Genomic DNA, 22,647 nt, shown 5'->3' with positions numbered 1-22,647 from the left:
ATTGACCCATAATCAACCTTTTGTTTAGACATTGGTACCGAACTCTTGACCATTCACTTTTTAATTATTATTTTTGAATCAATGAAATTTTCTACAGAAGAATTAATTGAGGGAATACAATCAGGAAACAAACGCCTGATTGCAAAAGCAATTACCTTAGTTGAAAGTAAAAAGGCAGAGCACAGAATACAGGCAGAGGAACTTCTGAAAAGAATTATGCCCTTTACAGGAAAGTCAATAAGAGTAGGAGTTACAGGAGTTCCGGGTGCCGGAAAATCCACCTTTATTGAAAGCTTCGGGAGACTGGCTATTGCCCAGGGTAAAAAAGTAGCCGTTCTTGCTATTGATCCCAGTTCTTCCATTAATAAAGGAAGTATTTTGGGAGATAAAACCCGAATGGAAGAGTTAGCCAAAGAAGAAAACGCTTTCATCCGTCCGTCCCCAAGCTCGGGATTTTTAGGAGGGGTTGCCAATACTACTTTTGAAACCATGATGATCTGTGAAGCAGCAGGTTATGATTATATTTTGATTGAAACCGTTGGAGTGGGACAGTCAGAAGTTTTGGTTGCTGATATTACCGATGTTTTTCTATTTCTTAAAATTATTGGAGGTGGAGATGAGCTTCAGGGCATAAAACGCGGTATTATGGAAATGGTAGACGTTATTTTCATTAATAAAGTAGATCAGGATAATTTTCAAAAAGCAAAAAATACAAGGCTGGAGTTAAAAAGAGCATTAGATTTTATCCCACCAAAAGAGAAAGGATGGAAAATTCCTGTTTTATTGGGATCAGCTCTGCATAATGAGGGTCTACAGGAAATCTATGATAAGATCTCCGAATTTATTGACTTGAAAAAAAATGCAGGACGCTTCGAGGAAATTCGTACCCAGCAGGCAGAGAAACGCTTTGAATATTGGGTGCAGGAATATATTTTATCTCTGATGAAAAAAAGCAATGCAGTAGAAGAGGCTTACCTTATGCATAAAAAAAATGCTTCAGAGATGGTTTCTAATCCAAGTACTGAAGCAAAATTATTTGTTGAAAAATTTTTATTGAGTGAAAACAGGGATTAAAGTTTTTGCTTTTCCTGTTTTACTTCACTTTTAGAAACATACCCGTCATAAGTGATTGGTTGTCTGTCATTACTTCTTATAGAAACGAATGCTTTACCGTTTTTAAAGATTTCAATATTGATTTCATCCACCGTTTTTACATCGTTAGGTTTGATTCTAAACAGCCACGTGCCTTTTTTATTTTGAGATTTATTAATAGAGAAGTCTTTTGATGTAAACCTGTAGCTGTTATTGTCTGTATTTCCGTAAGTTGGGTTAAATAATCTTCCAAAGTAAGGCAATACTACCTCCACGGTACTTTTCGTTACATCAATGGTGTAGTCTCCATCCAGATTCAACATTCTGGTAGAGGTGGTGTTCGGCAGCGAATTCATTACGTTTATTACATCATAATTCGTTGGATTAGCCCTTTGTGCATGGAAAGTAAACTCCTGAGAATCCACCAGCGTATTTACTATTTTTGGATCTGATGAACCCTGTGAGGCACAGCTCTGAAAGAAGAACAGAAACCCAAAGATCATCAGAAGAGAAATATACTTTTTCATAATAAATATAATTATTACATTTAAACAGCAAAATGTATGCAAATATATTCCATCTTCAATATTTTGGAATAAAAATTGTTAAGGTTGAATTATTAACACTCAAACTATGAAAGTTACACATCTATTTGGAATTGGAGCAATCGCTCTGTCGATCACAGCTTGTACGACCAACCCTATTACAGGGAGGTCATCTTTACAGCTGGCCAATAATTCAGAAATTTTAACAATGTCTGCACAAGAATACAAAACGACATTGTCTAAAGGTAAAGTAATTACCGGAACATCAGATGCTAAGAGAGTGGTAAATGTAGGAAACAGAATAAAAAATGCTGCAGAAAGATATTATCAAAATATAGGAAGATCAGCAGATCTTGCCAGCTATAGTTGGGAATTTAATCTTCTGCAAAGCAATGAGTTGAATGCATGGTGTATGCCTGGAGGTAAGGTAGCTGTTTATACAGGAATCCTGCCAGTTACAAAGGATGACAACGGACTTGCTGTGGTAATGGGACATGAAGTTTCGCACGCATTGGCAGGACATGGAAACGAAAGAATTTCTCAAGCTATGATGGCTCAGTACGGAGGAGCTATTCTTGGCGGAGCAATTTCAAATGCACAATGGGCAAACGTTTTCCAGAAAGTATATCCTATTGGTTCTCAGGTAGCCTTATTGAAGTATGGAAGAGGACAGGAGTCTGAAGCTGATGAAATGGGACTTTACCTGATGTCTATGGCCGGATATGACCCAAGAGCAGCTATCCCTTTCTGGAACAGAATGGAAGGTGCTTCTTCAGGAGCAAGACAACCTGAGTTTTTATCCACTCACCCGAATCCTGAGACAAGAATCTCGGATATCAATAAAGATTTACCAAAAGCTTTAGAATATTATAAGGCTGCAGGAGGAAAAATGTAATTAGAATTTTAATCTTGAGTAGAGCCTTATTAAATTTTTAGTAAATTTGGTAAGGCTTTTTTAATGTAACCACCTAAACACAATATTATGAAGAGTTTATCAATTACCGGACTTATCCTCTTAGCAGTTTCTGCTTTACTTTTTTATCTTACCACAGATTTTGCTGTTGAACAGATTAAAATCTCTCATATCATGGGTATGATGGCCGGTGTCGGAATAGGATTAATCATTGGAGGAATGGTAGGATACCTGAGCAAAGGAAGTGCGATGAAGGCAGAACAAAAGAAAAAAGAGTTTAAGCAGCTTCAAAAAGAAAAAGAAGAACTTGAAAAGCAGGCTGCAGAAATTGCAAAACGCCAGGCGGAGCTTGAAAACCAAAATAAAAATCCTCAAATATAAAATTTGAGGATTTTAAGTTGTTATTTTCAATCGTTGATTAAAATTTATATCCTAAACCTACCATAAATAAGTTGGGTCTGTTGTCGTATCTGATCTCAGAACCGGAAACCTTATTGATGAAATTTCTTTCATCCTTACTGAATGCCCCTTCATATTTTGCATTCACAATAAGCTTTTTGATTTCAAGCTGTGCCCCGAATTGGTAGCCAACTGTAAAATTATTTTTAGCATTTTCCTTGAAGTCATTGTAGGTATTGTCTTTGCTTAGATTAAAGCTTCCGACAGGTCCTACGAAAACCCCCAACATATTACCCAAAACATTATATCCTAAAAGAACAGGAACATCAATACGGTTGCTTTTAACATCAAAAGTAGTGTTCTCTGTAGTAAACTCATTTTTGAAGTGAGTATAGTAAATTTCCGGCATTAAAAAGAATGCAGTAGGTAACCCTACTTTTAAGGAAAGTCCTGCATTGAATCCTACATTGTTTTTTCCTGTTCCTTCAATAGCATCATTCACGGTTCCTTTAATGTTTGACCATGATGGTGAGCCTGTAGGAAATATTAAGTTAGCTTTAGCTGCCAGTGATATCTGTGCAGAAGCCCACATTGAAAACCCTACTAATGCTATACTAAGTACCTTTTTCATTATCGTCTATTTTTGTATTTTCAATCGTTTTATTATTCTCAAGTAAGTATTCTCTCAGCTCTTTAAACAGTTCTGAAGAATAAACGAAATCAATCAGATTTTTATTGCCTGCAGTAATCAGGATATCCTTATTACCTTCCCATTCCTTGATTCCAAGTCTTAGGTATACAATTTTCTCGCCAATCGTCATTACAGAGTTCATATCGTGGGTATTGATGATGGTTGTGGTATTGTATTCTTTGGTGATTTCATAAAGAAGATCATCAATTACCTTAGAGGTATAAGGGTCAAGACCTGAATTGGGTTCATCACAGAATAAATATTTAGGATTGTTCACAATTGCTCTTGCAATGGCAACTCTTTTTTGCATTCCTCCTGAGATCTCAGAGGGATACTTTTTGTCGGCCTTGTCAAGGTGAACTCTTCCTATTACTTCGAAAACTCTTTTCTTCTTTTCTCTGTAGGTAAGATTGGTGAACATATCCAGCGGGAACATAATATTTTCCTCTACCGTTAATGAGTCAAACAAAGCACTTCCCTGGAATACGGTTCCAATTTCTGATCGGAGATGTTGTTTCTCTTCTCTGTTCATCGTATTTACATCTCTACCGTCAAACAAGATTTCTCCTGATGATGGCATATAAACATTCAATAAACTTTTAAGAAAAACTGTTTTTCCGGAACCACTCTGCCCAATGATTAAGTTTACTTTTCCTTTATCAAATGAAGTTGAAATTCCCTTAAGTACTTCAACATCATCAAAACTTTTCTTAAGATCCTTTACCTCAATCATTAGCTTAATATTAATTGGGTTAAAATTAATTCAGAAATGATAATAAATACCATTGTCCATACCACGGCCTGGGTACTGGCTCTACCTACTTCAAGGGATCCTCCTTTTACAAAATATCCGAAGTAAGAAGGCACCGTTGCAATAATAAATGCAAAAACAGTGGTTTTAGTAAATGCATAATAAATAAAAATATTAGGCATATACATCTGAATACCAGTAATATAATCGTTAGGAGTCCAGTTTCCTGTTAAAAGCCCTGCAATATATCCACCGCCAATACCAAATACAATACTGATAGCGATAAGAAGAGGATTGAAAAGCATACAAGCGATGATTTTTGGAAATATCAAAAAGTTGGGTGAATTTACTCCCATAATATCCAAGGCATCAATCTGTTCAGAAACCCTCATTGTTCCAATACTGGAGGCAATATAGGAACCTACTTTACCGGCCAAAATTAAGCTGATAATAGTAGGGGCAAATTCCAGAATAAGTACTGCTTTTGTGGCATATCCTACGAATGCGGGAGGAATAGGAAAAGAAGATGCATCAAAGTTATTAAACATTTGAATGGCTACAACTGCTCCTACGAATATAGACGTGAAGATGACAAGTCCGAAAGAATTTACTCCCAAATCATTAATTTCTCTCATGAACAGCTTCCAAAAAACTTTCATTTTCTGGGGTTTCTGCAGGGATTTTCCTAGAAGGATCATATATTCCCCTACTGCTGTGAAAAACTTTTTTAACATACTGCTAAATTAGACTTTTTTATTGAATTAGGCTACGGTTGAAGTGAAGACAAAAGCCTAGAAAATGTTAAAATTATCCTCACCCTAAGTTCATCTTTATTTTGCGTTTTTATCACCGCCAATGACTAGTAAAACGGTTTTTAAAATAATGACCATATCCAGTACAAAACTCCAGTTTCTTACATAAAATGCATCGGCCAGAATTCTTTTTTTCATTTCTACTTCTACATTGCCGGAATCCCCACGCAGCCCATTTACCTGTGCCAGACCTGTAATTCCGGGGCTTACCATGCTCCTTAAACTATATCTGCCGATTTTTGGTTTGTAGTAATTATCTACAGCCAGCATATGAGGCCGTGGTCCTACAACAGACATTTCTCCCTTTAATACATTCAGGAATTGTGGAAGCTCATCAAGACTTGTTTTCCGTAAAAATTTACCTATTGTGGTAATTCTTGAATCATTTTCTTTGGTGGTCTGGGTGGTAGATTCGTCATTTACCACCATGGTTCTGAATTTGATACAGTTAAATACTTCCTCATGGAAACCATATCTTTTTTGAAGGAAAAAAACAGGTCCTTTGGATGTTGTCTTAATTAATATGGCTATAATCGGAAATACCCATGAGCAAATAGTAATTAATACAATGATTGAAAAAACAATATCAAATGCTCTTTTCATCAGGAAGTTGGAATAATAGTCCAGTGGATATCTTGCCTGATTAAGAACGGGCTGGGTCTGTATATATCCAAGATCATACAAGAAGAAATCACTTTGTTTGATGCTTGGTATCAAGGAAATATGAACCTTGTTTTCCTCTGCCAGTTTGAATATTTTAGACTCTGCCTCTTCGGTGTAGGAGTTTTCTGTAGATAAAAATAAGGTATGAATTCCATTGCTTTTCCAAAAGTCAACTAGTTCACCTGCATTGATATCTTTACTATTATATTCAAACATTTTGTATCCATAGTCTTTACGGTCTTTAAATATATTCTTCAGGATCTCAGTAGAATCATTATCTCCTAAAAACATTACATTTCTGTAGTTAGCTCCTAAAGACCTGAAATACTTAATGGAAAAATAAATAAGTGATTTTGCCAAAAAGATAAATGCAAACAAATAGAAAGACAACCAATAAATATCCGAATTGAAGAATACATTTTTACTTACCTTTCCGATAAGCAGAACACCAAGTATAAAAGATATAAAATGAATTAAAAGGCGTTCCAGAAATAGGGTATAGGTAAGGTTCCTCGGGATATTGTATATTTTTGTTCTACCGCTTAATAACACCCAGAACAAAAATATCAAAATCAACGAAAAAGCGTTCTGATACCAGGTTTCCTTATGATACTTTAAATCTTCGTTTCTGCTTATAAAAAAGAATATAAAGATAGATGCAATAACCATAAGGTCAAGCAAAATGATGATCGATTTCAGGTATCTAGAGTATCGAATTCTCTGCATCTATCGGGGTTATATCGGATACGGCTAGCTAATGTACGTATTTTTAAGGGATATTCAGATATTTATGTGTCTGAACTGATGCCTGCCATTCCGGATGCTCCAGAATGAAATCCGTAATCTTAGGATACATATCATCTCGTTTACTCCATTCGCTTTGAAGATAAAGCTTACAGTTTTCGGAAACTTTTGCTGCCTGTTCCTGTGCAAATTCAAAGTCATGATTGTTGAAAACGATCACTTTAAGCTCGTTTGCCTTTTGATAAATTTCTTCTTTTGGCAGCCCTGTTTTCTTTGGCGAAAGGGTGATCCAATCCAAATGTCCGCTCATAGGATAGGCTCCTGAAGTTTCAATATGAATGGTGCATCCAAGTTCTTTTAATTTGGATGTTAGTATTTCAAGATTCCAGGTTAGAGGTTCTCCTCCAGTAAGAACTATTGTTTTACAATGTTTAGCTGCTGTTTCTGCAATTTCTGCTGCATCCATTAGCGGATGAAGTTCAGGGTCCCAGCTTTCCTTTACATCACACCAGTGGCACCCTACGTCACAACCACCTAACCTGATAAAGTAAGCGGCTTTTCCGGTGTGTGCTCCTTCTCCTTGTAAAGTGTAAAAATGCTCCATTACAGGGAGCATTTTACCTTCTTTTAATAAAATATCTTGTTCTTTATTCATTTTAAAATTAGTCGTTATAGACCGAAGTTTTATAAGCAATAATGGTGTTTTTCATCAACATTGCTCTTGTCATTGGGCCTACTCCTCCGGGAACCGGTGTAATCCAGCTTGCCTTTGCTGCGCAGCTATCAAAATCTACGTCACCAGCAAGGTAATATCCTTTAGGAGAATCATTATCTACTCTTGTAATACCTACATCAACAATTACAGCTCCTTCTTTAATCATTTCACCTTTCAAAAAGTGAGGATCTCCCAAAGCAGTAATCACAATGTCAGCTTTTTTAGTATATTCTTCGATGTCTTTAGTGTAAGAGTGGGTAAGTGTTACGGTAGAGTTTCCCGGGAAATCTTTTCTTCCCATCAGGATACTCATTGGTCTTCCTACAATTTTACTTCTTCCAATAATTACACAATCTTTTCCTTTCGTCTCAATATTATATCTTTCCAATAATGTTAAGATTCCGAAAGGAGTAGCCGGTAAGAATGTATCCATTTCCAATGCCATTTTTCCGAAGTTTTCAGGGTGAAATCCATCCACATCTTTTCTTGGATCAATAGCATTAATGATTTTTTCCTGATCAACCTGATCCGGTAGAGGCAACTGAACAATAAACCCATCTACAGATTTAGATTTGTTTAGTTCGTCAATTTTCTCCAATAATTCAGATTCAGAAACAGTGCTTGGGAATTTAATTAAGCTGGATTGAAATCCTACTTCCTCACAATCTTTTACCTTCGCATTTACATAGGCCTTGCTAGCACCATTATTTCCTACAAGAATAGCCACCAAATGGGGTGCTCTTCTTTTGCTTGCAAGGATCTTCTCCACTTCAACCTTGATCTCTGCTTTTATTTCCTTGGATACTTTAAGTCCGTCAAGAATTTCTGCCATTTTTACTTTTTTTACTTTTATTTAGATTTAGATTTTTTCGAATACCACAATATCCTGAAACTCGTCGGCGTTTTCTTTTGCTATATCATTTCTCCAGAATCCTCCTTGTATGGTGGCTACTTTCAAGCCTGCATCATGAGCCATTTGGTTCAGTAGGGGAATGCTTACTGCAATATTTGCAGCCGTTACCTTATCGTCCATCAGCCTGTATCCATCATACTGATGTGGGAAACTCATGCTGCCTCTTTCGGTTTTAGATTCATCATACAGAAAAAAAGTAGCCAGACATTGTCCGTTACCTTTTAATACCCTGCTGATTTCATTCAGGTACTGCTTGATCTCAGGGATTTGCATATGCGTAAATACTGAGAATAGAAACGCCTTGTCAAATTGAGCATTGTCATAAGGAAATGTAAAGCTTTCAGCTTTTTGACTGAAAGTATTGTACAGGTCATTATAAATAGGCGTAAACTTAAAATTGAAGTTCGGATATTTTTGATGGATGTGCTTGTCACACCACTTAATTCCTTTCTCCACAGCATCAAAGCCATCATAAGTTCCTTTATCAATGAATCCGGATAGGGCAACGGCTGTTCTTCCTATTCCGCATCCTACATCCAGAACATGATCTGTGTTTTTAAGAGCGACATATTTTTTCAGAACGTTCATCTGGCGAATTCCATGAGGGATAAAGTCACTGCTTCCCACATAGATATCACCTTTTTTAGGTTCATTTTTAGCTCTTTTGCCGGTAAGTCCTTCATAAAGATCTATAGGAAAATAATAAATTTTTCTTCCTAAAAGTCGAAGTCCGGGCGGCAGTTTATAATAATATGATCTTAATGCAGACATCTGCTATTTGTTTCCTTTATAGTAATTAATCAATCCATTGGTAGAGCTGTCGTGAGAGCTTACCGCTTCCTTGCTTTCAAGTTCCGGTAAGATTTTGTTGGCTAAAACCTTTCCTAGCTCCACCCCAAACTGGTCAAAGCTAAAGATATTCCAGATAACACCCTGAACAAATATTTTATGCTCATACATAGCAATTAATTGTCCTAATGAAAAAGGAGTTAATTCTTTGAATATCATTGAGTTGGTAGGAGTGTTTCCGTGGAAGACCTTATAGTTTAATAATCTGTCGATTTCTTCATCAGATTTTCCTGCATTTGTAAGTTCTTCCTCAACTTCTTCTTCAGATTTTCCAAAGGCAAGTGCTTCAGTCTGAGCAAAAAAGTTGGCTAATAATTTATCCTGATGGTCAGAAACTTCATTACAGCTTTTCGCATACGCAATAAAGTCTGCAGGAATCAATTCTGTACCCTGATGAATCAGTTGGTAAAATGCGTGTTGTCCATTAGTACCTGGTTCTCCCCAAATGATTGGGCCTGTTTCGTATTCTACAAATTCACCATTTCTATCTACACATTTTCCATTGCTTTCCATATCTCCCTGTTGAAGGTAAGCTGCAAATCTATCTAAATATTGAGAGTAGGGAAGAATTGCATAGCTTGTTGCTGCATAGAAGTTACGATACCAAATTCCTAAAAGCCCCATTAAAACGGGAACGTTTTCCGAGAAGTCTTCAGTCTGGAAGTGCTGATCTGTATCAAACGCACCTCTTAGTAGTTGTTCAAAATTTTCATATCCTACTGCTAATACAATACTTAGCCCGATAGCACTCCAAAGAGAGTACCTTCCACCAACCCAGTCCCAGAATTCAAAAATATTTTCTTCTGCAATTCCGAAGCCTTTAACTGCTTCAATATTAGTGGATAAGGCTACAAAGTGTTTAGCGACATCTTCTTGTTTTCCAGCTTGAAGAAACCAGTCTTTTGCTGAATTTGCATTTGTCATGGTCTCCTGAGTTGTAAATGTCTTGGAGGCGATGATAAATAAAGTGGTTTCAGGATTTAGGTTTTTAACAACCTCTGCAATATGATTTCCGTCCACATTGGAAACAAAGTGAACATTTAATCTTGTTTTGAAATGCTTCAAAGCCGAACAAACCATTACAGGTCCCAAATCTGAACCTCCAATTCCGATGTTGACTACATCTGTGATCTCTTTTCCGCTGAATCCTTTGTGATTTCCTGAAATGATTTCTTCAGAAAATGATTTCATATGATCAAGAACACTTTTGATTTGTGGCTTGATATTTTCCCCATCCACAAGAATTTCACGGTCAGAAAAATCTCTCAAAGCAGTATGCAGCACTGCTCTTCCCTCTGTTTCATTGATTTTATCACCAGAAAACATTTTGGAAATGGCATCCTTTAACTGGCATTCTTCTGCCAATTGTAATAAAAGAGCCTTTGTTTTGGAATCGATTAGGTTTTTAGAATAATCAAAAAGAAAATTGTCCTTTTGTAAAGAGAATTCTTCAAAACGGTTAGGGTTATACTGGAAGAGACTTCTTAAGTCTAAATCTGTTGATGCGAAATGTTCGTCAAGGGCTTTCCAGCTGTTGGTTTGTATAGGATTTATTTTTGATAGCATGCTTAGAGAATTATTTGATTCAGAAAATAATGGCAAGGATCAAAATTTACTAGAAATCCATAACGCTTTATTTCTGATCTGCAAATTTAAGGAAAAATAAAACCTCAAATAAATTTGAAGATGATAAATAACAATTTTTTAAAAAACAAAACCTCAGAAAGGCTCCGAGGTTCATTTTTATGGTTGTAAAAGATCCTTTTAAATGTTATTCATCCATTTCGTTTAGAATGTTTTCCAGTTGCTTGGCGTGGCGACCATAGATGTATTTCGTCCATAAAACAATACTTACCACGAATGAAAGGGTTCCGATTAAAACAGCAATTATTAAAGAAGCCTGATTTGCGTTGGTTAGTTCTGATAAATCCTTGCCTTTCTGTTCCAAAGTATTATAAATAAATAATCCAATAGTGATAAGGAGGTGAGGCAATAATAAAAATCCAAATGATTGATACCTTTCCATATTTAAACGGAGTTCGTGATAGATTTTCCAAAGACTGTTCTTAGTGTTTCCTGTATAAAGTTCGGTTTGTTTGTAGAATTTATAAAATCCAAAGAGATAATAGGACGAGATGACGACCATCATTGTATAGGATATATAATAAATAATATACTGTGAAGCTGGAAATCCGAACTGAAACGGAAAGAATCCAATAAGAATGATGGCAAGAACCTGCATTGGAAACTCTTTCTTCATACTCTTTTGAATTTTTTCTATAGGATGTTTGCTTTCCTTTAATTGCTCTATGTTGTCAGGAATATTGACGTTACCGTCTTCATTATTCCACTGTTCTTTCAATTGATCAAAGTTCATAACCTGATTTTTTTATGATTTGTTGTATTTTTTCTTTTGTTCTGTTGAGTTTTACACGGGCATTGCCCTCACTAAGCCCGAGATTACTTCCTATTTCTTTGTGTGACATTCCTTCCATGAAATAAAATATGACAGCTTTCTCCAGAGAGTTTAATTCTTGGACAGCACTATAAAAGATTTCTAACTGCTTGTCTTTTGTTGGATTATAATCCTCCTGCTGTACTTCAAAATGACGTGGAGGGTCTGTGTGATTGCCGGATCTCTGCTTTTCCTTTTTCAAATAAGTAATGGCTGTATTAATGGCAACACGATACATCCAGGTAGAAAACTCACTGTTTCCTTTGAAATTCTGATAAGATTTCCATAGCTGGATAAGGATTTCCTGCTGGAGATCTTCCCGATCCTCTATAGAATCGGCGTAGATCCGGGAAGCTTTATATAGAATACCTTTATGCTGATTGACAAGCTTTAGAAAGGTAATTTCAGTTGGATTACTCACAATCGTTTCATGGTTTAATTATCACTATAAGCTTGATACAGGTTTTACGGTGTATCCTTTTTCTTTCAAAAGATTGATGAGCCCGTTCTTACCCCAAAGATGACCGCCTCCAACAGCAAAGAAAGAACTTTGTTTCTTCATCATCTCGGGCATTTTTTCTGCCCATTTTGTATTTCGGTCTGTTAATATGAGCTTTTCCTGTTTCTTATTCATGAACTTTGGATCTTTGATAAGCTGATCCAGGTTTTTTAAATTTTCGTTTTTAAAGGCTTCCGTCATTTTTTGTGAAGCAATTGTATATTCATTGCTTAATTTCAGCTGGGATATTACTTCCCTTAGATTGTATGCTTCGCCAATTGCATAGGCTTGGTCATCAACCTTTTCTAAGCCACTCACACTTTTCTTGTTTTTTAAAGCTGTTTTAAGAAGCTCAATTTCATACATCTTTACTTCATTCGGTGGACACGGAATTGCCTTGGTTGCTACAAGAGCGTAAAGAGCTTGCGGGCTATGATTATCCACCTTTTTAAGGTCTGTTCCATAATTGGCAAGTACCTTATCCAGCTCTTTTGCTTCTTCAGAAGTCAGTTGCTCAGATATTTTTTTATCTGCAGACATCATTTTTTGCATGGCACCCATTTCGTTTTGGTCTGTGTAGTTGATCTCCATAACAAAGCTCTCCGATTGATTAAGTGCATTCCAAACCTTAGGTTTTATATCAAAATCTTTGTTGCATAAGATATGAAATGTTCCGGCAATATAAGATGGCTTAGAAAGTCCGTTTCCGGATACTTCCCACAACAGGCTGTTGTCATTGTCCGTTTTTTTATCCTGCGCTGTTGCAGTTGTAAAGTTTATTGATAATAATGCTGCGACACCAAGTTTTACTAAATTTTTCATATTATTTATTTTTGATTTTCTTTTCTTTAAACAGTAGGTAAGGGCAGTACGATAATCGTTACAGTTTTTTTTCAAAAAAATAAAAACCTCCCGTAAACAGGAGGTTGTAAAATCTAAAATTATGATGATAACCAATTGGTTAGGTGTGTTTTTTATTCCTGATTTTTAGGTTGTTCAGGTCTTGTTGCTTTTCTTTTTCTAAAAAAGTAAATCAGTCCGCCGGCAATTAATAAGAGTGGCCAGATATTAATAAGCGCAACAAAAATTCTTTGAATCAGGTAGAACCCATACACGAAGCCATCTTTCGCATCATATATAAAATTGTATCTGTACTTATTATCAATGCTGTTTGTATTGGTAACAGCAATTTCTGCAATACGTAATTTAGGCTCCCTGATGTAGATGTCAACAGTGCTGTATTTCAGATTGTCTGCCATAGTCATAGTCGTTAGCTTTTGAAGATTTCCTTCAGACATATTATTATCTCCCAATGCTACTTTGTCTTTATTGGCCTTTATATTATCTATATTTTCAGCAGTTTTTTGGTTTCTTTTTGCCTCAAGTTCAGAATATTTAATATTAGCCGTTACATCTTCTGCATTAATGGTTCTTGAGTTGAGAAATAACTTGTTCGTATTGATGGATGTCAAAAATTCTCCCAGCTTTTCAGTAGGTACCCGAACCTGTATTGTATTTTCACTTTTGTATTTTTTAATGAGCATGGCTTCTGTATCAGAAGTATTGTAGGTGTCTTCAGAAACGACATTACTCTGAAGATTGCTTTTAGTAACAAAACCTCCAAGCTCCTGAACCGATTTTTCAATGGCAATGGTAGCATTATACACATCTTTTACATCCATATTGACATCCGCAGTTTTAATAAACTGTTTGTCCTTTACTTCCATGCTGGCAGCTGAGGAAACATTGTCTGGCGCAGTCACTGCTGCAGAATCTGCAACTGCATAATTACTTAGTTCATTAGCACTGGCTTCACCCTTTTTACATGAGTAAATTCCCAATAGAAGAACTGCAGATAATGATAATTTAATGTAAGTCGTTTTCATAGTATATTATTTTTGAGATTTTGCTTGAGTCAAAGTTCAGGCAGGATCCTTTGTAATGCTTGAAAATTAAAAGTAAAAAGTTTGTAAACGGAATTTTCTAATGTAATTTACTGAATGTTAGATTTTTGTAAAATAGAATAGGGGAGGGTAACTTGCTTTCGGAGTAATTTTTGCTTATCTTTTTACAAACCAAATCACAATATATCATTATGTCAAATACCTTTTCCAAAATCAGAAACGCAATAGGACTGTTTACATCCATAGATTTCGACCAGTTAAGTACCATCTCTAAAAAAGTAGACCTGCCCAAATTGATGCATAACTTCTCAAAACTAGATGATAAACAGCTTTCAGGACTTATGAAAATGCTTGATCCCGAAAAGAAAAAGAAAGAACTTCCTCCCATTGATGGTGATTTTTATGACATCTACCATACACTGTCTCCTGAACAACGTGAAATTCAGTTGAAAGTAAGGGCTTTTATGGAAAAAGAAGTAAAACCTCTGGTGAATCATTATTGGCTAAGGGATGAATTTCCATTTGAATTAATCCCGAAATTCCAAAAACTGGACATCTGTGGCGTTACCTACGAAGGGTATGGATGTCCGGGGATGCCATTTCTGATGGAAGGAGTCATTGCCATGGAAATGGCGAGAATTGATGCTTCCATAGCTACCTTTTTTGGAGTGCAATCCGGATTAGCAATGGGGTCCATATATATTTGTGGCTCAGAAGAACAAAAGCAGAAATGGCTCCCACAGATGCAAAAGTTTGAAAAAATAGGAGCATTTGGTTTAACAGAACCTGAAGTCGGCTCCGGAGCGGCAGGAGGTTTAACGGTAACCTGCAAAAAAACAGAAGAAGGCTGGGTGTTGAATGGACAGAAAAAATGGATTGGAAATGCAACCTTTGCGGATCTTGTTATTATCTGGGCAAGAGACTTAGACAGTGGAGAAGTAAAAGGGTTTATTGTAGAAAAAGATAACCCCGGATATTCTGTTGAAAAAATCAAAGGAAAAATGGCACTCCGAATAGTTCAGAACGGATTAATTACACTAAAAGACTGCCTGATTACAGAAGAAAACCGCTTGCAGAATGCCAATTCATTTAAAGATACAGGAAAAGTCCTGAGAATGACAAGGGCAGGAGTTGCCTGGATGGCAACAGGTTGTGCAAGAGGAGCCTATGAAAGTGCACTGGCATATACCAGAACAAGAGAACAGTTCGGAAAACCAATTGCTTCATTTCAAATGATTCAGGGGCATTTGGTGGAAATGTTATCCAATCTTACTGCTATGCAGACTATGGTTTTCAGATTGTCTGAAATGCAGGATGAGGGAATCTTAAAAGATGAGCACGCCTCACTTGCCAAGGTCTTTTGTACCCTTAGAACAAGAGACATTGTTTCCAGAGCAAGAGAAGTGATGGGAGGTAACGGTATTCTGTTGGAGTATGACGTGGCCCGTTTCGTAGCAGATGCTGAAGCAATCTATTCTTACGAAGGAACAAAAGAAATCAATTCGCTCATCGTGGGACGATCGATTACAGGGTTTAGTGCATTTGTGTAAATGGTTGTAGAATAGGAGGTGATATCCTTTATCCTACCAGATTTTTATACTTCTCTTTGTTGTCAATTATAATCCAGATATTAATAATGAACAATACAGCAGAAATCGTAATGCCAACATTTGATGGATCTCTGAACAAGTTATGGATTAAAATTCCCACTAATACCGGAAGTATAATGATAGCGCCTAATGCTCTTGTTTTGGGAAAGATGAATAATAGCCCTCCAATTACTTCTACAGCTCCCACTAAAGGCAATAGCCAGCCTATTTCGCCAAATGCAGCGTAAATTTTCATTTGTGCTTCAGTAAGTTGTGGGGTTGGATTGTAATGAAAAAACTTGTCTAATCCTGCATTGATAAACATTATTCCGAATAAGAGACAAAGAATGAATTTTACAATTTTCATGATTGAATATTTTATATCTAATGTAAAATAAAAATATTATTTTATTTATTATTTTCTAAATAAAATGAATGTAGTTGTGTTAATGATAGGTTAATGTTGATTTCTGTGTAATTTTATTTTTTATATTTGGAATACAAACTAAACTAATAATGATATGTTGAAAAATCACAAAAAATTAAACCGAACTGCTTTAAGAGAAATTCAAGGTGGAATAGGAATTGGAAAATGCGATATCGGTCCTGTAGGGTGCCCTTGTAAAATTCCTCCTGGTGATCCTTGTTTAGGAGGAGGCCCTGGAGGTGGAGGAGAAGACTATGGATATTGTCCTGATATACAATCTAATATCCGCTGTACAGAAACCTGTCCAAATGGAATGAGCCCTTATTGCGCTCTTCCTTAATAAAATAAAAAAGACTGTCTTGTTTCAAGGCAGTCTTTTTATTTAAAGTGTATTATTATTTAATTGGAATGATTTCAATCAAATTAATGTTTTAATTATTTATTACTCTTGATCAATCCATTTCTTTTAATGTAATATTCTTTGAAATTTTATAACTTTTCTTCTTTTTATGAGGTTTTTCCTCTTCTCCAAGCAATTTGCCCCAAGGTCTCAGGTCTTCAACTCTTTCGCAGATGATCTTAATGATGGCAATGGCCGGGATACAAAGAAACATTCCTGCAATACCCCAAAGATGTTCGCCCAAAAGAATTCCTACAAATGAAAATAAAGCATTAATCTTCACCTTAGAACCAACAACGAATGGCAGAACAATATTTCCATCCACAGCATGTACAGCAATATAGCCCATAGCTACATAAATACAGGTAGACGGGCTGGAAGTGGCAAATGCGATGAAACATGAAATCACCAAAGAAATAAAAATTCCTAAATAAGGGATTACATTCAGCAGACCCGTTAAAACGGCCAGAAGAATGGCATATTTTACCCCTAAAACAGTAAGAACGATTGAAGTAAGAATAGATACAATGATAACCTGAAGAAAAAGTCCGAAAATATATTTCTTGGTCATAATACGAATTTCATTCACTGCTTCCCGTACACTTGACTTGTGTCTTTCATTAAAAACAGTAACAATGAAGTTGTTTAAAAGCCTTCTATAGTTTAAAATAAAAATGAAAAATATGGTGAAGAATATGATAAAGCCAAACCCTGTAGAAAATATTCCAAATGTAAAACCTAGAATTGCTCCTGAGGAAGAAAGAAGTTTATTCAATCCCTGGTTGATATAATCTACCTGTTCATCCACTTTTACATTGAATGTCTTCGATATCCAGTGCTGAAATCCATTGAATACCGTGGTGAATTGCTCCCTCAAATGGGGAAGATCCTTGCTGAAATCTGATAATTGTGAACTGAAAAAATAGATTAACCCGCTTAAAATCATCAACATGATAAAAACAGAAGTCATTGTTGACATAGATCTTGGGAATCTTAGTTTTCTCTCCATGAACGTTGCTGCAGGTAAAAACAGCATTGCCATTAGAAAAGCAAGAAAAAATGGAGCTAAAATGCTCTGCCCTAATGCCAAAAGGTAGCCAAGCCCGATGATAGAAATAATAACGAGCGTAAGTTTGACAAGGAAAGGAAGTCTAAGAAAATTCATAATCTAAAATCTACAGTATGGAATAAAAATAAGAAAAACCCATTGAATTAATGAAGTTTTTATTCAATCAATGTGGATTTTTTCTTTCTGAATATCAAATTTTATTCCACCTGATGAAATAATAGAAAGCTTTGATATATAAAAACAAGAAACACGTTCCGATAATCAGAACGTGTTTCCTTATTGAGAAGTTAATATGTTATGTTGATAAGTTGTCTTATTTTTCAATGGCGATGTCAATGACTTCCTCCATTCTGTTTACGTAGTGAACATTCAGGTTCTTTAAGTAGTCTTTTTTGATCTCCTCTACATCCTTTCTGTTAGCTTCACAAAGAATTACATCCTTTACGCCGGCTCTTGTTGCAGCTAGAAGTTTTTCCTTGATTCCGCCTACCGGAAGCACTTTTCCTCTCAAAGTAATTTCTCCGGTCATAGCAAGATGGGGCTTTATCTTTTTGTTTTTAAAAGAAGAAACCATAGATGTAAGCATTGCTATCCCGGCAGATGGCCCGTCTTTAGGAGTTGCCCCTTCAGGAACGTGAACGTGAATGTTTTTCTTATCCAGATCTTCCTGAGCAATTCCCAGTTCATCATGCTTAGCTTTAATGTACTCTAAGGCAATGGTTGCAGATTCTTTCATAACGGTTCCCAGATTTCCGGTCATCGTTAGCATTCCTTTCCCGTTGCTTAAAATACTTTCAATATATAGAATGTCTCCGCCTACACTTGTCCAGGCTAAACCTGTTACTACGCCGGGAACTCCTGTAATTTCAGATAAGCTCTTTGGTCTTGGAACTCCAAGGATTTCATCTACCTTTTCAAGAGATATTTTCGGATCATATTCCTTTACCAAGGCAGTTTGTAATGCTACCCATCTTGCAACGGAAGCAATCCTTTTTTCCAAAGATCTCACGCCACTTTCCGAAGTGTGTGCTTCTATAATATGCTTAAGTTCAGGATTTCCAAGCTTGAATGACTTAGTATCTAAACCATTTTCCTCTTGCTGTTTCTTGATTAAGTGTCTTTTAGCAATTTCAATCTTCTCCTCAAGAGTATATCCCGCAATTTGAATAACTTCCGTTCTGTCCAAAAGAGGAGTTTGAATGGTGGAAAGAGAATTGGCTGTTGCAATAAACATTACCCTTGATAAATCATATCCCATTTCAAGGAAGTTGTCATAGAATGATTTATTTTGTTCAGGATCAAGGACTTCTAATAGTGCAGAACTTGGATCTCCATGAAGTCCCTGTCCAATTTTATCAATCTCATCCAAAACAATTACGGGATTGGAAGTTCCTGATTTTTTAATGGATTGCAGGATTCTTCCGGCCATCGCGCCAATATATGTTTTTCTGTGTCCACGGATTTCACTTTCATCATGAAGTCCACCCAGAGATAATCTCACGTATTTTCTGCCTAAAGAGTCAGCAATAGATTTTCCTAAAGACGTTTTACCTACTCCCGGAGGGCCTACCAACAATAGGATAGGAGATTTCATGTTGTTCTTTAATTTTAAAACAGCCATGTGTTCCAGGATTCTTTTCTTGATATCCTCCAGCCCAAAGTGTGCTTTGTCTAATACTTTTTCAGCTTTTGCAATGTCAAAAATATCTTTGGTATAGGTATCCCACGGAAGATCCGTAAAGAAGTCCAGATAGTTTCTCTGTACATTGTAATCCGGAGAATTAGGATTTTGACGCTGTAATCTGCCAATTTCCTTTTGGAAATGTTCTTCAACTTCCTTACTCCATTTTTTTGTTTTTGCTTTGACAATAAGATCTTCCACATCACTTTCAGGTCCACCACCCAATTCTTCCTGGATGGTTCTGATCTGCTGATTCAGAAAATATTCTCTTTGCTGCTTGTCAAGATCCTTGGAGGTTTTCTGATGAATTTGGTTTCTAAGCTCAAGCTTTCTGAAGTCCTCATGCATCATTTCATAGCATTTATTTGCTCTCTCCATCATGCTTCTTTCCTCTAATAATCTCTGTTTCTCAAGAGAAGGGAAGCTTGCATTGGTACAGATGAAGTTCAGTAGATCATCATTATTGTTGATGTTCTTAATGGCAAAATTTGCGGCATTAGGAATATTAGGATCAAGTTCAATGATTTTTAAAGCCAGATCCTTAATGTTTTCCAATAAGGCATCATATTCCTCTCCGTTTTTAGGCTTTGTATCCTTTAGTTTTGAAATTTCAGCTTTGAAATAAGGCTGATTATCGGTGATTTTTTTGATTTTGAACCTGTGGAACCCTTTTGTAATTGCCGTGATATTACCTTCAGGCAGCTTTATGATCTTAATGATCTTCGCCAGGGTACCGGTGGTATAAATATCTTTCTCAGTAGGCTGTTCAAGATCAGAATTTTTCTGGCTTATAATTCCAATAAAATCCCCATTCTTTTGTGCTTCTTCAATAAGCTGTATTGATGTTTTTCTTCCAGCAGTAATAGGAATCACCACATTCGGGAACATAACCATATTTCTTACGGGAAGTATCGGGAATATTTTCTGTTCGGAATTCTTATCAGTTTCTGCAAAGTCGGAAAGATTGATTTCCTCAGCCACAATATCGAAACCGTCGCTGATCATTTCCTCTAAACTCATATCTTCAAATTCTGTCATAATGAATCAAATGACAAATTGTCATTTTCGTTTTTAATCGTTAAATAGATTTTTTATAATATCGCCTGAAAACGTGCAGTATATTATAATGTTTTAAAATGCACAATACTTATGCCATTTGTTTTTTGCTAAAAAATATGGTCAAAATTTCCTTTTTTATGTAATCTTTACGATTTAAAGTTAAAATAAGGAACTTCTATTTCTGTAATTTCTTAAAAATGTGTATTTTCGCAAACTGATAAAAAACTATAATTTATAAAATGGCAATTTTAGGACAGATTAGGAGTAAGCCTTGGCTTTTGATGGGAGTAATAGCCTTAGCGCTTTTGGCGTTCTTGGTAAACCCCGATAGTATCGACAAGGTTTTTGGAAAGAATCCTGACGTTTTAGGAAAAGTAAACGGTGAAAAAGTTACCCGCGAAGAGTTCAATGATCAACTTTTCGTGCTGCAACAACAGGCAGAGCAACAAGGTCGTCCGAAAAACGGTCTTGAAGAGCAGGCTTGGCAGTTACTTGTACAATCTAAGCTTATCAAGCAACAGTTTGAGAAATTGGGCTTTGAAATGACTGATGATTATTTCTGGAACCAGATCCAGTATGATCAGATGTTTGCCCAAAACCAACAGTTCTTTGATGAGAAAGGTAATTTTAAAACTCAAGAGCTTAAAAAAGAAATTGAAACATTACAAAGCACCAATCCTCAAGGATATGCTCAATGGTTAAAAACAAAAAAAACAATTGAGTACAGATTGATGGCTAGACAGGTGTTTTCCAATATTTCAGCAGGTATCACTACGGGTAAAAAAGAAGCTGAGGAATTGATGAAGCAAAGAGATCAGCTTGCTGATATCGACTTCGTAAAGGTAGACTATGCGGCATATCTTCAGAAAACGAAGATTAATGTTTCTACAGAAGATCTTGCGAACTACATCAAGCAGCATCCGGTAATGTTCAAGGCAGAGCCTAGCAGAAATATCGGAGTTGTATATTTCCCTTCCAAACCAAGTGCAGCAGATGACGCGGCAGCTTTAAAGGAAATTACAAAACTATACTCTGGAGGTACAGATGCTAGTGGAGGTGCAGAAAACTTCCAGAATACAAAGAACGATTCTATGTTTGTTATGGCAAACTCAGATTCTCCTTTCAATCCTCAGTACGTAAAGCCTACACAATTGCCTGCAACTATACAAGGTCAGATCGCAACAGCTGCGGTAGGACAAACATTTGGTCCTTACAAGGAGCAAAACTTCTATGTAGTTTCTAAGCTTGTAGGTAAAAAGACTTCGGATTCTACATTGTCAAGACATATTCTGATTGCTTTTAAAGGAAGCCCGGCAGGAGAAGGAGTGACAAGATCTAAAGAGCAGGCTAAAAAAATGGCAGACTCTATTGGAGCAATCGTAAAAGCAACACCAGCTAAATTTACAGAGTTCCTTAAGCTTTCAAGTGATCCTAACTCTGCTGCTCAAGGTGGTAGTTTAGGTTGGACAACTCCGGAAACACCTTTCGTTCCTGAGTTCCTTACTTATTTAGCAAACAATCCTAAAGGAGCAACAGGAGTTGTGGAAACACAATTCGGTTATCATATCATCAATATTGAAGATAAAAAATCAGGATCAATGGGGTATCAGGTTGCTAATCTTGTAAAAGAGATCAAGCCTTCAGATGCTACAGAAGCTGATACAGATAAAAAAGCGAGAAAATTCATTCAGCAGGTTCAAGGGAAATCATTCAATGATTTTGTGAATATTGCTAAAAAAGATAACTATCAGTTCTCTAATCCTAAAGCTGCAAAAAGATTTGAAGGACAGCTTCAGGGCTTAGGTACAGAAAAAGATGGAGATATCTTGGCTTGGGCTTTCGATAAGAAAAGATCCAAAGGAGATACAGAATTCTTTACTGTAGACGGAACAGGTGATAAAATTGTAGTATACTTAAACGGAAAACAGGAAGCAGGTCTTGCTGATCCGGAATCTGTAAGAGACCAGATTGAAGTTCTTGTTAAAAATAAATTGGCTGCAAAACAAATTTCTGATAAAATTGCAGGAGCAAAAGCTTCAAACTTGGATCAGATTGCTAAATTATTTGCTACTTCAAAACAAGCTGCTCAGGTTAATCTACTAAACCCTTCAATTGCTGGTTCAATGGAACCTAAAGTTGCCGGTGCCGCATTTGGTGTAGCAAAAGGAAAACTTTCTAACCCGGTTGAAGGAGGAACAGGTGTTTATGTATTGATCAAAAAATCAGAAACAGTAAACAAACAACCTGGTGACCTTAAACAGTTCACAGAGTCTATTACTCAAAGAAATGCAGGTATGTTCGGACAGGCTTGGTTAAAGAGTCTTCAGGATAATTCTGATATTGAGGATTACAGAATTGAGATCTGGAATAAGGTAGGAAACCAACAACAATAAGAGATTCATCTTATCAATATAAAAGCGACAAAATTTTTTGTCGCTTTTTTTTGTATTTAACGCAGAATAATAAAGGAAAAGATT

Annotated in this window: 22 protein-coding genes; 6 read left to right on the top strand and 16 right to left on the bottom strand. The window is 36.2% G+C overall.

Annotation, left to right across the window (positions count from 1 at the left end):
• The first annotated feature begins 81 nt into the window (after positions 1–81).
• Positions 82–1,074 carry a methylmalonyl Co-A mutase-associated GTPase MeaB gene (gene meaB / locus C7D53_RS19310; protein ID WP_106918035.1) on the top strand — a complete coding sequence of 331 codons (993 nt, stop codon included), beginning with the start codon at positions 82–84 and terminating at the stop codon, positions 1,072–1,074.
• Here meaB and C7D53_RS19305 read toward each other — a convergent pair.
• On the bottom strand, positions 1,071–1,619 hold the full coding sequence (locus C7D53_RS19305) for a DUF4251 domain-containing protein (RefSeq protein ID WP_106918034.1): 549 nt from the start codon (positions 1,617–1,619) through the stop codon (positions 1,071–1,073). The genes meaB and C7D53_RS19305 overlap by 4 nt on opposite strands.
• Before the next feature lie 106 nt (positions 1,620–1,725).
• Between C7D53_RS19305 and C7D53_RS19300 the strand changes: the two genes are divergently transcribed.
• Together C7D53_RS19300 and C7D53_RS19295 are read left to right on the top strand one after the other, a co-directional pair.
• A complete protein-coding gene (locus tag C7D53_RS19300) occupies positions 1,726–2,532 on the top strand; it encodes a M48 family metallopeptidase (protein ID WP_076357045.1) in 807 nt (268 codons plus the stop codon).
• Positions 2,533–2,619: 87 nt separating this feature from the next.
• Positions 2,620–2,931 (top strand): hypothetical protein, encoded by a 312-nt coding sequence (locus C7D53_RS19295; RefSeq protein ID WP_076357043.1) that lies wholly within the window; start codon positions 2,620–2,622, stop codon positions 2,929–2,931.
• Positions 2,932–2,968: 37 nt separating this feature from the next.
• Here C7D53_RS19295 and C7D53_RS19290 read toward each other — a convergent pair whose 3' ends face one another.
• From C7D53_RS19290 to C7D53_RS19235, 12 genes are all read right to left on the bottom strand, one after another.
• Positions 2,969–3,580: an outer membrane beta-barrel protein gene (locus C7D53_RS19290; RefSeq protein ID WP_106918033.1), complete on the bottom strand. Its 612-nt coding sequence runs from the start codon at positions 3,578–3,580 to the stop codon at positions 2,969–2,971.
• Positions 3,564–4,373: an ABC transporter ATP-binding protein gene (locus C7D53_RS19285; RefSeq protein ID WP_106918032.1), complete on the bottom strand. Its 810-nt coding sequence runs from the start codon at positions 4,371–4,373 to the stop codon at positions 3,564–3,566. The genes C7D53_RS19290 and C7D53_RS19285 overlap by 17 nt, the downstream gene beginning before the upstream one ends.
• Positions 4,373–5,125 carry an MlaE family ABC transporter permease gene (locus tag C7D53_RS19280; protein ID WP_076357037.1) on the bottom strand — a complete coding sequence of 251 codons (753 nt, stop codon included), beginning with the start codon at positions 5,123–5,125 and terminating at the stop codon, positions 4,373–4,375. The genes C7D53_RS19285 and C7D53_RS19280 overlap by 1 nt, the downstream gene beginning before the upstream one ends.
• A 96-nt stretch (positions 5,126–5,221) precedes the next feature.
• Positions 5,222–6,592, bottom strand: coding sequence for an exopolysaccharide biosynthesis polyprenyl glycosylphosphotransferase (locus tag C7D53_RS19275; protein WP_106918031.1), 1,371 nt, complete (start codon positions 6,590–6,592; stop codon positions 5,222–5,224).
• A gap of 43 nt (positions 6,593–6,635) precedes the next feature.
• Complete coding sequence (locus tag C7D53_RS19270) at positions 6,636–7,265, bottom strand: 7-carboxy-7-deazaguanine synthase QueE (protein ID WP_106918030.1); 630 nt, start codon at positions 7,263–7,265, stop codon at positions 6,636–6,638.
• A gap of 7 nt (positions 7,266–7,272) precedes the next feature.
• The gene (locus tag C7D53_RS19265; RefSeq protein ID WP_076357031.1) at positions 7,273–8,157 is read right to left on the bottom strand and encodes a bifunctional 5,10-methylenetetrahydrofolate dehydrogenase/5,10-methenyltetrahydrofolate cyclohydrolase; all 885 of its coding nucleotides are present in this window, start codon (positions 8,155–8,157) and stop codon (positions 7,273–7,275) included.
• Between the two features lie 27 nt (positions 8,158–8,184).
• A complete protein-coding gene (locus C7D53_RS19260) occupies positions 8,185–9,009 on the bottom strand; it encodes a class I SAM-dependent methyltransferase (RefSeq protein ID WP_106918029.1) in 825 nt (274 codons plus the stop codon).
• A gap of 3 nt (positions 9,010–9,012) precedes the next feature.
• Positions 9,013–10,653, bottom strand: a complete 1,641-nt coding sequence (gene pgi, locus C7D53_RS19255) for a glucose-6-phosphate isomerase (RefSeq protein WP_106918028.1) — start codon at positions 10,651–10,653, stop codon at positions 9,013–9,015.
• A 205-nt stretch (positions 10,654–10,858) separates the two neighbouring features.
• Entirely contained in the window at positions 10,859–11,464 is a 606-nt protein-coding gene (locus C7D53_RS19250) for a hypothetical protein (RefSeq protein WP_106918027.1), read from the bottom strand.
• The gene (locus C7D53_RS19245) at positions 11,454–11,888 is read right to left on the bottom strand and encodes an RNA polymerase sigma factor (RefSeq protein ID WP_394337090.1); all 435 of its coding nucleotides are present in this window, start codon (positions 11,886–11,888) and stop codon (positions 11,454–11,456) included. Before C7D53_RS19245 ends, C7D53_RS19250 begins: the two co-directional genes overlap by 11 nt.
• 99 nt (positions 11,889–11,987) lie before the next feature.
• Entirely contained in the window at positions 11,988–12,863 is an 876-nt protein-coding gene (locus C7D53_RS19240) for a TraB/GumN family protein (protein ID WP_162926224.1), read from the bottom strand.
• Between the two features lie 152 nt (positions 12,864–13,015).
• Positions 13,016–13,927: a DUF4349 domain-containing protein gene (locus C7D53_RS19235; RefSeq protein WP_106918024.1), complete on the bottom strand. Its 912-nt coding sequence runs from the start codon at positions 13,925–13,927 to the stop codon at positions 13,016–13,018.
• A 209-nt stretch (positions 13,928–14,136) separates the two neighbouring features.
• Here C7D53_RS19235 and C7D53_RS19230 point away from each other — a divergent pair, with 209 nt between their 5' ends.
• Positions 14,137–15,495 (top strand): acyl-CoA dehydrogenase family protein, encoded by a 1,359-nt coding sequence (locus C7D53_RS19230; protein WP_106918023.1) that lies wholly within the window; start codon positions 14,137–14,139, stop codon positions 15,493–15,495.
• A gap of 28 nt (positions 15,496–15,523) precedes the next feature.
• On the opposite strand, the gene C7D53_RS19225 is transcribed toward C7D53_RS19230, so the two are convergent.
• On the bottom strand, positions 15,524–15,901 hold the full coding sequence (locus C7D53_RS19225; RefSeq protein ID WP_106918022.1) for a DoxX family protein: 378 nt from the start codon (positions 15,899–15,901) through the stop codon (positions 15,524–15,526).
• Positions 15,902–16,055: 154 nt separating this feature from the next.
• On the opposite strand from C7D53_RS19225, the gene C7D53_RS19220 reads away from it, so the two are divergent.
• Complete coding sequence (locus tag C7D53_RS19220; RefSeq protein ID WP_106918021.1) at positions 16,056–16,301, top strand: hypothetical protein; 246 nt, start codon at positions 16,056–16,058, stop codon at positions 16,299–16,301.
• Between the two features lie 112 nt (positions 16,302–16,413).
• Here the strand turns inward: C7D53_RS19220 and C7D53_RS19215 are convergent, their stop codons facing one another.
• Both C7D53_RS19215 and lon read right to left on the bottom strand, forming a co-directional pair.
• Entirely contained in the window at positions 16,414–17,526 is a 1,113-nt protein-coding gene (locus C7D53_RS19215; protein WP_106918020.1) for an AI-2E family transporter, read from the bottom strand.
• A gap of 217 nt (positions 17,527–17,743) precedes the next feature.
• On the bottom strand, positions 17,744–20,149 hold the full coding sequence (gene lon, locus C7D53_RS19210; protein WP_106918019.1) for an endopeptidase La: 2,406 nt from the start codon (positions 20,147–20,149) through the stop codon (positions 17,744–17,746).
• A gap of 260 nt (positions 20,150–20,409) precedes the next feature.
• Here lon and C7D53_RS19205 point away from each other — a divergent pair, with 260 nt between their 5' ends.
• Positions 20,410–22,563, top strand: coding sequence for a peptidylprolyl isomerase (locus C7D53_RS19205; protein WP_106918018.1), 2,154 nt, complete (start codon positions 20,410–20,412; stop codon positions 22,561–22,563).
• The last annotated feature ends 84 nt before the right edge of the window (positions 22,564–22,647 follow it).

Origin of the sequence: Chryseobacterium aurantiacum (assembly GCF_003020585.1) — a bacterium.
In the GTDB taxonomy this organism is placed as follows: Bacteria; Bacteroidota; Bacteroidia; order Flavobacteriales; family Weeksellaceae; genus Chryseobacterium; species Chryseobacterium aurantiacum.
Note: the sequence above shows the minus strand (reverse complement) of the source record. Positions and strands in the feature narration are given on the sequence as shown.

Coding starts and splice junctions, on each gene's coding strand:
- C7D53_RS19250 (WP_106918027.1), bottom strand. CDS start 11,464: ATGAACTTTGATCAATTGAAAGAACAGTGGAATAATGAAGACGGTAAC.
- C7D53_RS19275 (WP_106918031.1), bottom strand. CDS start 6,592: ATGCAGAGAATTCGATACTCTAGATACCTGAAATCGATCATCATTTTG.
- C7D53_RS19220 (WP_106918021.1), top strand. CDS start 16,056: ATGTTGAAAAATCACAAAAAATTAAACCGAACTGCTTTAAGAGAAATT.
- C7D53_RS19230 (WP_106918023.1), top strand. CDS start 14,137: ATGTCAAATACCTTTTCCAAAATCAGAAACGCAATAGGACTGTTTACA.
- C7D53_RS19235 (WP_106918024.1), bottom strand. CDS start 13,927: ATGAAAACGACTTACATTAAATTATCATTATCTGCAGTTCTTCTATTG.
- pgi (WP_106918028.1), bottom strand. CDS start 10,653: ATGCTATCAAAAATAAATCCTATACAAACCAACAGCTGGAAAGCCCTT.
- C7D53_RS19305 (WP_106918034.1), bottom strand. CDS start 1,619: ATGAAAAAGTATATTTCTCTTCTGATGATCTTTGGGTTTCTGTTCTTC.
- C7D53_RS19265 (WP_076357031.1), bottom strand. CDS start 8,157: ATGGCAGAAATTCTTGACGGACTTAAAGTATCCAAGGAAATAAAAGCA.
- C7D53_RS19215 (WP_106918020.1), bottom strand. CDS start 17,526: ATGAATTTTCTTAGACTTCCTTTCCTTGTCAAACTTACGCTCGTTATT.
- C7D53_RS19225 (WP_106918022.1), bottom strand. CDS start 15,901: ATGAAAATTGTAAAATTCATTCTTTGTCTCTTATTCGGAATAATGTTT.
- C7D53_RS19240 (WP_162926224.1), bottom strand. CDS start 12,863: ATGAAAAATTTAGTAAAACTTGGTGTCGCAGCATTATTATCAATAAAC.
- C7D53_RS19270 (WP_106918030.1), bottom strand. CDS start 7,265: ATGAATAAAGAACAAGATATTTTATTAAAAGAAGGTAAAATGCTCCCT.
- C7D53_RS19300 (WP_076357045.1), top strand. CDS start 1,726: ATGAAAGTTACACATCTATTTGGAATTGGAGCAATCGCTCTGTCGATC.
- lon (WP_106918019.1), bottom strand. CDS start 20,149: ATGACAGAATTTGAAGATATGAGTTTAGAGGAAATGATCAGCGACGGT.
- meaB (WP_106918035.1), top strand. CDS start 82: ATGAAATTTTCTACAGAAGAATTAATTGAGGGAATACAATCAGGAAAC.
- C7D53_RS19295 (WP_076357043.1), top strand. CDS start 2,620: ATGAAGAGTTTATCAATTACCGGACTTATCCTCTTAGCAGTTTCTGCT.
- C7D53_RS19280 (WP_076357037.1), bottom strand. CDS start 5,125: ATGTTAAAAAAGTTTTTCACAGCAGTAGGGGAATATATGATCCTTCTA.
- C7D53_RS19285 (WP_106918032.1), bottom strand. CDS start 4,373: ATGATTGAGGTAAAGGATCTTAAGAAAAGTTTTGATGATGTTGAAGTA.
- C7D53_RS19290 (WP_106918033.1), bottom strand. CDS start 3,580: ATGAAAAAGGTACTTAGTATAGCATTAGTAGGGTTTTCAATGTGGGCT.
- C7D53_RS19205 (WP_106918018.1), top strand. CDS start 20,410: ATGGCAATTTTAGGACAGATTAGGAGTAAGCCTTGGCTTTTGATGGGA.
- C7D53_RS19260 (WP_106918029.1), bottom strand. CDS start 9,009: ATGTCTGCATTAAGATCATATTATTATAAACTGCCGCCCGGACTTCGA.